Below are 14,527 nucleotides of genomic sequence, written 5' to 3'. Positions count from 1 at the left end.
GGATATATAATACGTTTAGGTAAAATAATCAAACGATAACAGATATACGTCATCGTTCTTTTTGAGAATATAATCTGATTTTAGACCACTGTCGTATTTTAATTGAAAAACATCAAATTCCTTTGTCCCCCATATTGACCAAAGCGAGAACAGAATTCTATTTCTTATTATCTGTAAGTACTCTAAATCTATATTTGATTTGATGTATTCAAACGGGCTACCAATTTGCTTTAAAAGATCGGTTACTACGTCATAACCGACTTTATCAAGCGCTTGTAATTAATATCTTCTCATAATGCTGAGGTGTACTACCTTCCCAACGGAAATAGGGAAGATTAATTCTAGTTCTAAAATCTTCAAAAGTGTATTCCCAGCGCACGTATTTATCCGGTAATGAATCATAATCGGATGCTATTTTCAAGAAATTATTTATTAATTCTTGCTTGTACGAGTTATCATATGCCTTTTTGAATCGAGACGGAAAGACGGGTAAGTTAAATTTTTCAAGCCCTTTTGCAAATTGCGTTATAAACCAAATTTCGTCCCATTCTAAATATGGTTCATCATTTAAACTAAAAAAGTTCTTCCAAAGCCATTCTTCTGGCACTGATTGCCCATTCTCATCGACCCAAAACTCCGGACGAGTATGATCGGTAATTATATATTTATCTTTAATATCAGTACCTACCTCATTATTTTCAGTAAGAATATAATACTGATTGACATCCAACCCAAGAACTAAATATTCTATGTCCTTACGAACATCTCCAAATACGCCCATGGTAGGAGCTTCTTTAAAACGAATTTTCACGATTTTTTTTTTCTAAATATCGGCTTAAGAACTTAAGCTTACAAATTATGAAACAAAGCGATGTTATTTTTAGAGGAAACCTTATCACAGTAAGCCAGGTTGGCTTACTGCTTCAAATCTAAACAACATTTTAATATAGTCAAGTAGAGTGTTCTTTTTATCCGTTCTTATCCACTAATGAGGACAAACCTTATCTATATAAGGATTTACTTCAGCATCATCAAAATAGGTCGGGAACTCTTCCCCTTTTCCAATTGAGTTACAATAATAATTAACCATATAATGTGGATTTCCTCTGGCTGTACCGTCAGGATGGATAACAGTATAATAGTGCACCGCACCTTCCCAGTCCTGTTGCTGGAGGGCAAGTTGCTCCTACACATAATAAATCGTAATACCGGATCTCCAGGAATTCGTAAGTTGCGCGCTTTTCGGGGATGTCGACAATAGCAGTAAACCCGTTATTTAACTGAAAGGTGTGTTTTATATTGGGGTGCATGTAAAATCGTCCATCAATGCGGTAATGTCTATGCGCGAAACCAAACTGCGGATCAATATGTAGATGGTCAAAAACCGGCACATAATGAATCAGCCCGTCACATACAAGTCTGATCTCTGCACAAGAAACCCTGTATATTGTTCCGATAACAAAAGATGCATGATCGTCGTTGTTGCAATCCATCAGCACGGAACCGGAGGTGCCTGGTACTTTCCACTGGGTTCTTTGAATGGCGTCATGTTCACCGTAACCATAAGAAAACAGGATTACCGTTGAAAACGGCAGATAAATATCCGTACCATATCGGCCTGAAGGATGAGGAATATTTTTACCTCGCCGGAATCTGGCAATACTGGACGGATAAAGATACCGGCGAAACGGTTAAGACACTTTCGATTACAACGGCACCTGCGACAAATCTCATGCAACAGGTACACAATTCCAAGAAACGCATGCCTACCATCCTGAATGACGAGCTGGCCTGGGAATGGATGATGGATGACGTGAGTGATGAACGGATCATCGAGATCGCCAAAACGGGCTACCCTGCTGAGGAAATGACCGCATGTAGTATTGCTAAGGAATTCCTGGCTTCACTTGATCCTACTGAACCATTTGACTATCCTGACCTTCCGGCTTTAGAACTTTCCCTATAGCACAAATGCTCCTCTATGAGGGGCATTTGCATCAATTAATTGACTAAAATATCGATAAGTGCATCCTTGAGACTCGGGAAGAGTTTTTCGTAAAGAGTCCGCTTATGCTCCGGTATATCATTTTCATCAGTTGCCAATAGGTACACAACTGCTTCAGGTATTTCAAAAAAATCACAAAGCTTTTTTAGCGTCGACGGGTTTGGGCGCTTCGCACCACTTTCAATTTGAGATAGCGAAGTCTGCGTAAGGTCGCATCGCTCTGCCAATTCACTTTGGTTTAATTTTTTCTTTAATCGAAGTTCTTTAATGGCTTTCCCGATATTCATAATTTTATTTATAATGGTCTGCTATACTTTTAAAAATTTCCATGACCAAAATGATTATCTGTAAATAATTGGCTTTGTCTTCAGTACTAACTGCAGTTCCTGATTGCCTTGCCTGTATTTCTTCCAATGCATTTTTGGCTTCTGTAATTGTATTTTGAGTGCTTTCGCTTATGTTTTCTTTTTCTGTTATTAAAACCTCGTCAAGTTTTTTAATAACTATTTCTATATATTGTGGATTCATAAAAGTTTGGTGTTATATAATAAAATAAATAGCTTTTCAATGTGCTGATTTTATTATTAACACCGTTTTCATCATCCAAACTTTTAAAGAGTATTCTTAAAATGGAGCGAATTTTTTTTCCAAAGTCTACTACTATACCAGAATTGCATAGTCGTTTTATAAGGCGCTTAATATGAAGGTCAATCTGATTAACCGTTCTAAAAAGCCAAGTTTTGTAAGCCCCTAATGCGGCGATAAAAAAATTGAAATGCAAAACATCACCAGTAGCTTCATAGGCAGCTAAAGACGAATCAATAGAGTTAAAGTAGCTGGTTTCAACCGCGGATATTTTTTTCTTTAATAACGCATGTCGTGACGAACGAAACTCTCTATAATTTTCAATACTTCTTCTAAACCTCTCCTCAAAATCTTTATCAGAGCTTTTATAATCAAACCAAGAATGCTGAAAATTGAAATCTATATAATTGGCAGACATTCCTTCTATCAATTCAATGTTACTTGAATCATAAGAAATGAACAAACTCCTTTCTTTTACATTTCCAGTAAACGTTTGTAAGATGTCAATTACAGCTTTGGCATCGATTATCGCTTTAATGCTCATTTCTTTTTTATATTCCACAAAGATAATATTAAAAATCAAAAACTCCTAAATAACTATTACCAAAAGTTAATAATTATATTTAAATGACAATTTAATTTCTAGTTTGATGCACGCCTGAGCTTTGGGCGAAGATTCGACATACCGGATAATTAAATGAGATAGCTTATTTGAATTACTGAGCGTTGTCACCTGCCGGCAATGTTTCCAAGCGTAAAGCGATAGTTTGTAATAATCCAATATTTCTATTACCCTAAATTCCCTAAAACGATTAGCAAAAGTAACCTGTTATCATGAACTTGATAAGGATATTAAAGCGGAATACGATTCCGCTGTTAGGCAAGTGTAGTTGGATTATAAAGTAAACGCCTGGCTGATTAAGCCAAACGTTTTAGGCTATCACTGCAATATTTCGTAGCTGGATGCGCGTACCAAGCTTTGATAAATAAGATATTGTTCGTAGAAATGCTTTGCCTTCTTATGATCCCTAACGTAATAGAGCTCATTGATTCCAGAAGGGCTTTTAATATGAATTGAGCCGTACAATGCTATTGGAATTGTATAATTGCCGACAAAGCGTCTGTCCGGTGAGCCGTCTTTGTTTACCCTGCACCAGGTTTCGTCAATCACATTTGCATCACTGACAATATCCTTTTTTTGTTCAAGGAACTGCTGATCTTTATATTAGATATAAAGGTCAGCATAATCGATAATAGCGATTTCTTTGCCTTCAAAGGGGGATTCAATATTCCTCCCGGTCTTCTTCCCACTGGTCGTTACTTTCTATGAGTAATACGGAGATACCATCGTCTTCTTCTTTCTGTGGTATCCAGTCAATGGTTTCATTGCCTGACGCGTTGGCAAAATCTATTCCGCTGAAAAAGGGATCGGCGAAGTTTGTGGTAAAGCCGTTCATCAGATGGAGCTGTTGGCGGTCAAAATCGTTGGGCAAGTAATTCCGTCGTCTTGATTTGACGCCTTTGGTGATATCCAGCAGGTCCCAGATCATTTTTGTCCAGTCATCATTGGTAACATTTGGATCTTCCTCAAAAGACCTCCCGGATTTGATTTTGAGAAATTCTACGATTTCGGTGGCCAGGTTATTATTGAGTGCCAGCGTACGGTTTGGCGTTGCAGTACCCATAGGAAAAGTGCCTGTATGTCCGGCAAGACCCATGACCGGATGGTTGTCGATCAACAGGTACTGGGCGCCGTCGGTGATGGCTTTGGGTAATATGCTGCGGGTCGTTCCGTTTAATTTGCCGGCACGCCTGTAGGTGAAGTCGGGCCACTGTTCATAAAGCTCGAGCTGGTGTGCATCGGCTGGAGCAACAGAAAGCACCCGTTTTTGGGAGACTTTAGCCTGGAACAGGATGGAATTGAAGGTCTTCTTCCGGTTGGTATCAGTATGAATATAGACCAACAGCAGATCGCCGATTTCAGGTGCCCTGGCCAGCCTGATATCCACCAGGGGTTTCTGGTGGCAGAATACGCCAGTGACGCTGAATCTATTATTGGGGAATAGCGCTTTTAAAATGTGAAAAAGATCCCAGCTGAAGTTAATGGTTAGCGAAGCTACAAAGTCCGGTTCCTGTGGGTTGGCTGTATGACGGGTAACGTCCCGGACAGCGTACTTGATCGCCTGGTCGATGGCGGTTAACAACAGCGGTTGTACTTGGATGATATCTTTAATCTGCATGGTTGGATAACTTTAGCTCTTTTTAGGGTTTGCATATTCCTCGTAAACGAACAGCGGTTCGGTTTTAAATCTGGCCCAATCTTTAAGTAATTGTGCTTTGATGTTTTGGAATACCAGCTGTTGCTGGCCACCCAGCTGGATTTGTTTTGGAAGATTGGGGTTTCTGGTTTGCTGATCCAGGATTCGCTCGAGGGTAAAACAGTATTCGAGGAGCTTGGCACAGGTGGTAAACTGGCCGCAGGCAATCACATCCCGGATCCGGTGGTTTTTTAAGTCCTCATCATCTGTCCAAAGGGTGGTTCCCATGGTGCGGGCCCGTTCGGCGATGAGCTGCAGGTCCTCACAGCGGGAACTGAGTATGCTGATGGAATCCTTTGCCCAGGTATTGGTATTTCTGTCCTCACCAAATGCATAGTCCCGGTAAAATTTTTTATCCAGCACGTCAGCGCGGCTTTTGCTGTTCATGGTACTGAGTTCATAAATGACGTTAAATACCCGCCTGTTTTGCCAGATCTCTTTTCCATAAAACTCGCCGTAGAAGGTGCCGAAGATGAGTCTTCTGGTTTGTTTGAGATTAATTTCCAATACCATGCTCAGCATGCTGTTCAATCTTGATTTTAAGATTTGCTCCAGAGTTCCCAGGGGAGCTTTTTTCAGATAGGCGGTCAGTTGTCCGATGGCTTGATCCGAAAAGTTTTTCAGGGCTGGTATAGCTTGCTTAATTTCTGGCGCCAGTTCTTCATCGGATGCGCTGAATATGGCCGGAAGAAATGATTTTAACGTTTTTTTCAACAGCAGGCGGTTGAGCAGCCAGAGGGATAAGAGGAACAGGCCGGAGCAGGAAGCCAGGACCAGGCCAATATCATGTCCTGTTGGGTTGGGGCTTTTCCAGCTTAAGAATGCGGAGCCTGTAAAAATGAGGAGGATAATCAGTGTCCAGAGGCCTGTCCGGGTGTATTTGGCGGGCAACAGTGTCTTTAATGTACGGTTGAGCAGATCCTGGATGTTCTGGCTCCGGTAGTCGCCTGTGGTGATGGTTACCGGAGCCTCGTAAGGCTTCATAAAATAACTGGCTACGTCGGTGACAAAAACGAGGTCAAAACCACTGTCCGCGTTGGCCTTTCTCCTGCGGATATCTGCCAGCATGGCGCTGTATACTGCCTGGTTATCGTTGATCCCGCCGTCCATCAGTCCGATGTCTTTGCCGTAATCGATGCTTTTATTGTTATAATCGGTGATGATCAAGGCATCTTTCAGTTGTTCCTTATCCAGGCTGTTGCCGTTTTTATCCTTGGTATAGGTAAAATCTGTAGGAAAAAGTATGGGTTCGAATCCCGCGGGAAAACAGGAAGAAGCGGCCAGGATATCCCCTAGTTTCAGTTTTTTCAGCGTTACTTCGCTTGCTGGTTTCCATTTGTCAAAGTAAATGTATTTGTTTCCGGCACTGCCTTTGATTCCAGTACCGTTAGAGGCCTGGAAGCGGAAGCTGATGCCTCTGTAAAATTCGGTGGAGTTAAAGCAGACTTCTATCTGGCGATCGGGTTTTTCGGGTTCGTTTAGCTTTGGCCAGTACACGCCGAAAGTTTCCTGGTCAAAGAGTTTTTCATCATAGATCCGGGCGAAGGCATTGATCAGGTTCTGGGATTTATCGCCCGCTGGTTTTTCTTCGCTATTCAGGCTTTTGAGTACGTTTTCCAGTAATCCTTCACCATTCAGAAATGCCAGCAAGGTGGTAAATGTCTCCTGAAATGTTTTTTTCTGACATACATGCATGGTGTACAGGATGCCCGCAAAAGTTCCGCCGGAAGCCGAGGCGATGAATTCGACGTTATCCAGCACGCGGTGACCGGCCCTATCATTATCGGGATATTGGAGATAATGAAGGTAGCTCATGGCGCCCAGGCTATAGGCTGCGGCCCGGAAGCCGCCTCCGGAAAGGGCCATACCCAATTTTTGAAAGGGGCTGCTCAGGATAGCGGTCTTTAACTGAAACTCACTGGCGTCTTCCGGTGTTTTTACCGGGGTGCTTTGTGTTACGGCATTTTCGGTTGGGGTGATCATCGGATATCTTTTAGGTTATTTAGAAGTCCAGGGTATATTGTTTGTACAGGGCAGCCTGACCGTCCTGCCGCCGCTCGCTTTGATACACGGCTTGTCCCAGTAAGGCGGGATCCAGCGTGAGGGAGGGAGCGCCGTTTACAGCGCTTTCGTTCATGATGAAAAAACGGCCACCGGTCCGGCGAATGAGGTCTTCCAGGAGATGTTTGTTGGGCATGGTGGATTTCCAGCCATCGGAGATCCTTTCCAGATCCAGGGTAGCCATGGATACCAGGTTGCTTTCGGGCATCATACGGATGCCTTTTTCCAGTGCGGTGCCGTTATAGCTGAGGTGATGCCCTACTTTATAGAAAGCGGTGCGGTTTAACAGATCTTCGACGAGGTGTTTCTGGCCATCTTTTCCTTTTTTCTCCCAGCCTTTGATCAAGTGCCAGCTTTCCCAGCTTCCGTATTCTGCATCTCCGGGCATCATCAGTACTTTCTTGCTGTTTTCTGATTCGATGGCGAGGGCCAGGCTGGTATTGTTGATGTGGCTGGTCAGCCGGATAGCCAGCATGCCGGCGCTGAGCAGCCATTCCTGGTCAATATTGCGCCAGACATTGTCGTGTGCATGGTACAGCTTGTGTAACGACTCCTCATATAAAGATGATTTTTTGACCACAAACTCGTCTCCAAATGGGATATCCCGTTTTCCGTCAGTTCCTGCCAGATGGCTGAAGGCTTTGGCCAGCAGACTGCTGGCATTCAGGTCCAGGTTTTTCCGGTAAACGTCCCTGCCCTCTTTGCCGTCTTTGTAAATATAAGCCCGGTCGGTTGGTGGGCCGAGAACATGGAAATTAATCCCGGGGAGTTCCGCTAACTGGATGGTGCTTCCCGGACTCAGATAGGAGATATTCGTATTTTGGGTTTTGAGAATGGCCTTGATGGCGCTCATGCCGGCGAGTTCTTTGCCGGTGGTCTCTACTTTTTCTTTTGTTTTTGGTTCCTCATCCAGGTTGATCTGTACCAGGGAATCGAGCCCCTCCAGGAGTGACTTCCGGGCGGCTTTGAGTTCCAGGGCAAAGGGTGAGGAGGCAACAGAGGACTGAAATGCTTTCTCCTGCGCTTTGATCCGGACAAAGGCGCTGCCCAGTGCGGCCTTCATTTCTTTTCGTTTCTTTTTCAGTTCTGCGGCTGCGCCCCCTGGATCATCCGGACGTTCTGTCCAGGCGAACCAGGCATTCCGGATCGTGATGGTCTGGAAAATATCTTTGCATTTCTGAAAGCCGTTGACATGATCCTGGTGTTCGTGGGTAACCACGAGCAGGTCTATCTGATGATCAACATGTTCCGCCAGATTTTCTATATAGGGTAAGAACCATTTCTGATCACCCCTGCAGCTGCCACAGTCGATCATCATGGTAAAAGACGAACCATCTTCCCGGAAAAATTTGATAATGAAACAATCTCCGGTACCGATACAATACATTCTGATTTCTACTGATCCAGATTTTCCTTTCGCGGCTTTTTGACCGGCGGCTTTTACAGGTTCCTGATTTGTTGCCGCTGGGGGTGTGGATGGGCTTGTGGGGGTAGTTGTACTTGCTGACATGGCTACAGGGCTTAATGCTGGTGAAGAAAAGCAAAAGGTTCTACAATCCGGTCGGATGGGGCGCTGAAATAGGAGGTGAACTCGTTACCGGACCGCTGTTTGCTGAAATCGATCAATCGCCGTAATCTGACCATATTGATCTGGGAGGTTCCTGAATTGCGAAAGGCATCCTGATCTAATAAAGGTTTGGAGATGGAATAGCGCAGTCTCAGGTTATCCAAGTCAAAAATAAGGGTACAGCCACCAGGTAACTCCACATAGCCTTCCGGAACTTCGGTTGGCTTACTGCCCGTTTTTCTGGCGCTGGGCAATGGATGGTTAAAAAACTCCGGATGATCACCCGCTATTTTAACAGTGCTTTTCATCAGGATGGAAAATACCACCTGGTTTACCTGGGTATTATCGGGGCCTACTCTGGAAACCAGTCTTAAATTTTGTATCTGAAAACCGGGGCCCAAGTATCTTCTGCTTTTAGGGATGCCCAGATTGCGGTAACTGTTGACGAAGGCGAGTCCGGTAATCAGGCTGAAGGTATTGGAATCGGTGAATTTGGTACCTATCTGACGATGCAGACCTATAATCTTTTTATCCGGGTTATGATATGTTCCGGCGATATACTCTTTGGTGGTTTTAAAAATCTGTTCCCTGTTGGTAACGTATTTGATCACATTTCCGTAGCCTCTCAGAAATTTGTAGATGATTTTCAGGAGCCGCTGGGTTTCCGTATCAATGCTGTCCTGGTTGACGCGGTCTGTATTATAGTCCAGTTCCGCATCCTCATCTTTTTCACTGGAATAACCAATATCCAGATCCTGATAGCGCAGAGAATCTTCGCTGAGTGTCTTGATGTTTTCGGGGTAGATCCCTCTGCGGCGGAAGGCGTCGATAAATGCCAGCCGGTAATTCCGGGAGTCTTCGGGGACGAGGTCGCTGTCCGCGGTAATGACGGCTCTCAGGAAATCCCCGAAGGTGATATCGATGGGCGGGCAATAATCCAGTGCCCGGATACACATGGTTAAAATATGGCCGGCTGATTTGGAAGCTTCCTGGGCGAGCCGGTTAACCAGGTCGGGATGCAGTTCTCCTGCAGGCAGGATCCCGGAACCGTTGGAAGCGATCCGCAGCAGGTCGGCCACCCTGCTTTTATAAATACTGATAAAGGCCTCAAAAACGGCGGCCACCAGGATACTTCCCCGGGCATGGGGTTCCATCTGGGTGCGGTAATCATTGGGGTCAGGAACATTGGGTTCCCATTTCCGCGTCGTTTCATTGATCTTACCGATGGCATCCCTCAGGCTTCCGTAACTGCCAATGGCCGATCCGAATTCCTGGGCCAGTTGCCCCAACAGGTTCTGGGAGGCCAGGTCACCCCGGGTCCGGGCGATCTGGTGTTTTAATACTTCCGGGAAACTGAAATGCTGGAACAGGGCTACGATATCCGCGAAGGCTTCATGGAAGGCTAGGACATCCGGATTGGTCGGATCATTATAGCTGGAATGCATGCCATCAAGTATCGCATGAGTAGTCTCATGGGCCACGATATCATGGCTCAGGCAGGTGAATACCAACGAGTCGGGCATGTGCATGGTTTCATCAGCAGGATTGGAGGAAAAATAGCCAAACAGCAATGCTTTTTTCAAAGGGCTGTAATAAGCGTTTGCATCCCGTAAGGCATGCGGGTAGACCCTTAATCGGGGTACAAACTTTTCAAACACCGCGGGATCATCTACCCGTTGTGGCGCCCATAGTATTTTTCTTCCCAATGCCTTTTCAAAATTGGTGATGGTGGTCATGACCACGGCATAGACCATTTGCTGATGGAACTGCGGGTTGCCTTCACTGGGTTCCAGTCCATCCTGGGCCAGAATATAGCGGTTGTTCAGATTGACTGGTTGATAAAACTGCTCAACGGTAGGATCATAATCCACAACTTCCACGTACTCTCCAACAGGACCAACGGTTATTTTTTCCCAGGGTATTTTATAAACGATCCCATTAATGGCGGCGGTATCGATTTTTAAAGACAGGGAAGGATCAAAGGCATAGCCTTTAAGCTTCCGGTAAGGAGGGGGTTTAGGCATGAAGATGGTTTAAGCTGGTTTAAAGCAAAATCTATGTACGTTCAACTCTGGAAAACGCCAATAAACATAAACATTTGCCACGGCATTCGCAATATTTATGTTCACTTCCTTTAATTGGACATATTAACTTAACAAACTAATGATCAACAAATTAAATAAACATTCGGAAGATTCACTGACTTGATAAATTAAAAGAATTGAAAGCTCATATCGTTCAACGTCGATACCGGGATTTAGATCAATTATTTTACCGGATCATTAAAGATGAATCTTAGGATTTTAGCTACCTGAACAATCGCCTTTTATTAAGATAATTTCCCAATCTCTCCGTTAACAGCTCCTGGATTAGCGCATAAACAGGAGAAGCTTCAAACATGAAATCCAATGATATATTTCTTAAGGAATAAATATAATAATCGCAATCTTCAAACCGGCAATAGCGATTTTCTTCCGTGTACCAGGCGTTACGATTGACCGGATTTCCGGTATCCTCCGCAAGAAAAAAACGGGATCCTTTTGTGGACTTTCCCACTCCCTTTAACCCGTAATATTCTAAAACCGGCTCCTCCTGCATAGTTTCTTTAAAATATAAAACAAAAATTGAAAGATCAGCTTCCTTAAAGACATTTAGTTCATCTGTCAAAAATGGAAAATTGGTTTGAAAATATCGGTCATAAATAGCTGTAAACCGGTAGAAAAACGTGTGGAGATTTTCAGTTAAGACCTGTTTATTCCATTTGTTCCACATCATTGGGGAATTTGAGGAGGCCGTCTGCCCAATCTTATAAATACGCTTAATATCCTGTTTTCCGTTGACCTGGAGTAGATTCAGATAATAGTGAACTAAATTGACAGAAAATAAATTGGAATAAACAATAATTTTAACCCGGCTCTTATAACCTTCCTTTATTCGGCTTTTTGCGCTTTCTATAGCAGCTGAATAATAAGAACTACAAGCTTTATTCTTGTGAGGATCCAAAGACTCTCGTATTTCTGTAGCATCTGCTGCAATAAATGGATGGCGAGCTTCCATGGAGCAAGGCAAGACCATTGTAAGCAGGTTATCGAGTTCACTAACGGAATACACCTCTTTATTTGGGCTCAATCCCAACAGTGCATAAAAAGTGTCGATAAACCCGGTTAGGTATTCGTTAGCCAATGCCGGATCCTCTACCGGGAATTGTGTCTTTTTAACAACTTTCAATATTTCGGATTTAAGGATGCCGTAAGCGAGCCTTAACGGCTGCGTCCTTAAATGGCCAGCATCTGTGCTCATAAAGAGCAACCCACGATCTTTCTCATTCCGGAAATAGCTGAGTGGGTCTTTAGCTCCTTCGGAGGTAATTTGCTTAATCAATGGCTCGTTACTACCATAGGGTAACGGAAAAAGATAAAACGTGCTGTTATCTGTATTATATTTGATAAGCGCAAGTCCGATTTTCCAATAGTCAGGATATATAATGGCTTTGACCGCTTTGAATTCATGATCGAGCAAACCATTAAGTTGATCCAAAAATATTTGTAAAACTTTAATGGTATCTTGAGCTATGGAAGATGGCAGGATCAGTTTTTTCCGGAATCCGGTTAATTCATTTTCCATTTGATCATGTTTCGCTTTCAGATCGTCATAATTCCTGATCCGGGTAGCATATTCCTGCACTATCGCCGTCCATTGCTGGACATAATTTTCATTAAGGCCATCAATTTTATGTTCCAGGGAAAAATGAATCGCACATGATGCCCCCTTAATTCTTGTTTGGACATCCTCGATCACTTGCTCATTGATGTGTAACCAGTAAGCTACTTTTTCCACAGTATTGACTACGATCAGTAAAACCGGAACATTATTCTGATAACAATACGATAAAAATTCGCGACTGGCCTGATATTTTGGGTTGGCGTAATTTTTTCTGCCGAGGGTTTTGATTTGTACTTCCAGCTTACCTATTGGCAACTGGTTCCCTGCAGTGATTTCAATTATGCCATCATAATTAGGGTTTTTATCAAGCACCTTTATATCTGCCTTTATATAAACAGGATCAATCAAACCATTAAAAACGGTCACTGATTGGATTTCTGCAGTCGCTGAATTTGGATACGGTGCTGCAGAACCTTCTTTAATACTGCTATGATTTTTAAAAGATAATTTCTCCACTTCCGGGTTTAACTCATGACAGGTGTTACACTGAATTGCTAAGATACAGGAAATACAACGCATAAATTAGCATCGCTAAAAAGTGTTGGGGCGTCGTGTTACTCCGATTTCCCATCGGCTCAGGTAGTCACATCGGCATGCTCTCGCCATAGATTTATTCAAATATAACTTCCGAAAAGCCGGCAAACGTTCTTTCAGTGTCTGAGATTTACAAAATGCCGACGTTATTTTATCTTTGGTCAAAAGAACTATATGGCTCATCAATCAAGGGACGATTTTCCCGCAGACGTTATTAGAAGTGCAAAGATGCGGGCGGCCTACATTTGCGCCAATCCCAATTGCAGGACCTTTACCATTGCACCCTCAACAGTAGATGATTTACTGGTTCAGTACAGAGGTAAGGTCGCACACATCACCGCTGCTTCAAAAGGCGGTCCTAGATACGAAGAACAAATGACACCAGGTGAACGAATGAGCATCAGTAACGCCATTTTTTTATGTAGCAATTGCGCCGACCTCATTGACAAGAATTATGGTATTGATTATCCGGTTTCTACACTTCACTTATGGAAGGAAGGCCATTATACTTGGGTGCTCACGCACTTAAATAAAACGCCTAACGAAGGTAACAACGTATCTGTAAGCAGCAGCCAACAATCAGGTGGCATCACCGCAAATACGGTCAACTTTAATACATCCCCCGCGTTCGCCGTTGATGAAACAAAACGACATGACCTCGCCACTTACCTAAGACTGGAAGCGATAATTGATGAAGACTTTGTGCATAGATTTTACGATGACCTTGAAGGTAATGCGGTCTGTAAGGTTGATGATATGCATCTATTGGATAAGATTCATTTGCTGCTCAGGAAAACAAGCAACTCTTTTATAAATGACAAACTGGATGCAACAAGGATTACGCTTTTGAATTCCATTCCGCCTTTATCGGACTTTGTTGGAGTGCATTTTGACAAATGGCCCTATGATCAGGAATCCAACAATTTCGACATCCAATTACATCCGGATTACATCCGTGATACCCGTTATAAACCTATGAAATGGGAAGATCGAGAAAAATGGACAGCTTTATTTGATGAGCTTAAAAAACTCAATCTTGTTTTTCATGAAGCCTATTGCAGTTTCCGAAAAGCCATTAAGCAGGTGCTTCATCAGTAGATCATATCAATAAAAAGAAAAAGGATGGTTAATTAGGCCTTCCTGTTTTTAATAGGGGAGATATCAAACGGTTCGTAAACAAAGTCTTCGAGATAATCCATGATAGAATCCGCATCATATAAGATGATCTTTTTATCCGGTTGAGTAAATCGAAAACGACCTTCATCCCTCATCTTTTGTAGCGTAGATTTGCTTTTAATACGCAGCATCCGCATTGCCTCTGTGCCGGATATCCATTTATCCGGCAACTTACTTTCAGCTGGCTTTAACCGCTGCATTACACTTTCAAGCAGTTTATAAAAAGCCTCGCTTTCGAGGCAAACGATCTCTATTTTATCCATCATCATTTTCATCAATCTTTAAAAAGATACAGCTTCTTTTATTTCGTTTGAAGGATGGCTCATACCGGATATAGCCAAATGAATGCAGATCCTTCACGCACCTATGGTAGGTTGCCTGGGCCGAAACCTTGGCGATACGCATAATTTCATAGCTAAAAGCGGCGATGGGATTTGCACCGTCATTTTCCAGGCAGTATTGAAGTAATGCGGCATAAATACCGATATGGGTGGTGCTTATGCGCGCATCCTTTTTAATCGCCGTGAAAAAGTCCGATAATGGCTTCATCGCATCCAT

13 protein-coding genes are annotated in these 14,527 nt (G+C 43.2%); 2 read left to right on the top strand and 11 right to left on the bottom strand.

Annotated features, from left to right (window positions below):
• Nucleotides 1-265 precede the first annotated feature (265 nt).
• Nucleotides 266-811 carry a hypothetical protein gene (locus AC1D0K_RS07715; protein ID WP_477390223.1) on the bottom strand — a complete coding sequence of 182 codons (546 nt, stop codon included), beginning with the start codon at nt 809-811 and terminating at the stop codon, nt 266-268.
• 654 nt (nt 812-1,465) lie between these two features.
• On the opposite strand from AC1D0K_RS07715, the gene AC1D0K_RS07710 reads away from it, so the two are divergent.
• On the top strand, nt 1,466-1,966 hold the full coding sequence (locus AC1D0K_RS07710) for an SOS response-associated peptidase (RefSeq protein ID WP_477390225.1): 501 nt from the start codon (nt 1,466-1,468) through the stop codon (nt 1,964-1,966).
• Between the two features lie 35 nt (nt 1,967-2,001).
• Here AC1D0K_RS07710 and AC1D0K_RS07705 read toward each other — a convergent pair whose 3' ends face one another.
• The 8 genes from AC1D0K_RS07705 to AC1D0K_RS07670 all read right to left on the bottom strand — a co-directional run bounded on the left by AC1D0K_RS07705 (nt 2,002) and on the right by AC1D0K_RS07670 (nt 12,715).
• Nucleotides 2,002-2,292 (bottom strand): helix-turn-helix domain-containing protein, encoded by a 291-nt coding sequence (locus AC1D0K_RS07705; RefSeq protein ID WP_477390227.1) that lies wholly within the window; start codon nt 2,290-2,292, stop codon nt 2,002-2,004.
• Between the two features lie 4 nt (nt 2,293-2,296).
• Nucleotides 2,297-2,533: a hypothetical protein gene (locus tag AC1D0K_RS07700; protein ID WP_477390229.1), complete on the bottom strand. Its 237-nt coding sequence runs from the start codon at nt 2,531-2,533 to the stop codon at nt 2,297-2,299.
• Nucleotides 2,502-3,152, bottom strand: a complete 651-nt coding sequence (locus AC1D0K_RS07695; protein ID WP_477390231.1) for a hypothetical protein — start codon at nt 3,150-3,152, stop codon at nt 2,502-2,504. The genes AC1D0K_RS07700 and AC1D0K_RS07695 overlap by 32 nt, the downstream gene beginning before the upstream one ends.
• Nucleotides 3,153-3,873: 721 nt before the next feature.
• Nucleotides 3,874-4,830 carry a hypothetical protein gene (locus AC1D0K_RS07690; RefSeq protein ID WP_477390233.1) on the bottom strand — a complete coding sequence of 319 codons (957 nt, stop codon included), beginning with the start codon at nt 4,828-4,830 and terminating at the stop codon, nt 3,874-3,876.
• A gap of 12 nt (nt 4,831-4,842) precedes the next feature.
• Nucleotides 4,843-6,891, bottom strand: a complete 2,049-nt coding sequence (locus AC1D0K_RS07685) for a patatin-like phospholipase family protein (protein ID WP_477390235.1) — start codon at nt 6,889-6,891, stop codon at nt 4,843-4,845.
• A 19-nt stretch (nt 6,892-6,910) separates the two neighbouring features.
• The gene (locus AC1D0K_RS07680) at nt 6,911-8,479 is read right to left on the bottom strand and encodes a ComEC/Rec2 family competence protein (RefSeq protein ID WP_477390237.1); all 1,569 of its coding nucleotides are present in this window, start codon (nt 8,477-8,479) and stop codon (nt 6,911-6,913) included.
• Between the two features lie 11 nt (nt 8,480-8,490).
• Nucleotides 8,491-10,560, bottom strand: a complete 2,070-nt coding sequence (locus AC1D0K_RS07675; protein WP_477390239.1) for a hypothetical protein — start codon at nt 10,558-10,560, stop codon at nt 8,491-8,493.
• Between the two features lie 283 nt (nt 10,561-10,843).
• Nucleotides 10,844-12,715, bottom strand: a complete 1,872-nt coding sequence (locus tag AC1D0K_RS07670) for a DUF4365 domain-containing protein (protein ID WP_477390241.1) — start codon at nt 12,713-12,715, stop codon at nt 10,844-10,846.
• Between the two features lie 252 nt (nt 12,716-12,967).
• Between AC1D0K_RS07670 and AC1D0K_RS07665 the strand changes: the two genes are divergently transcribed.
• Nucleotides 12,968-13,891 carry a hypothetical protein gene (locus AC1D0K_RS07665; RefSeq protein ID WP_477390243.1) on the top strand — a complete coding sequence of 308 codons (924 nt, stop codon included), beginning with the start codon at nt 12,968-12,970 and terminating at the stop codon, nt 13,889-13,891.
• Between the two features lie 32 nt (nt 13,892-13,923).
• Here AC1D0K_RS07665 and AC1D0K_RS07660 read toward each other — a convergent pair whose 3' ends face one another.
• Nucleotides 13,924-14,238, bottom strand: coding sequence for a helix-turn-helix domain-containing protein (locus tag AC1D0K_RS07660; RefSeq protein WP_477390245.1), 315 nt, complete (start codon nt 14,236-14,238; stop codon nt 13,924-13,926).
• Nucleotides 14,225-14,527, bottom strand: a complete 303-nt coding sequence (locus AC1D0K_RS07655) for a hypothetical protein (RefSeq protein WP_477390247.1) — start codon at nt 14,525-14,527, stop codon at nt 14,225-14,227. Before AC1D0K_RS07655 ends, AC1D0K_RS07660 begins: the two co-directional genes overlap by 14 nt.

It is taken from the genome of Mucilaginibacter sp. P1_A3 (genome assembly GCF_056406855.1).
This window is presented reverse-complemented; position numbering and strand designations above follow the sequence as displayed.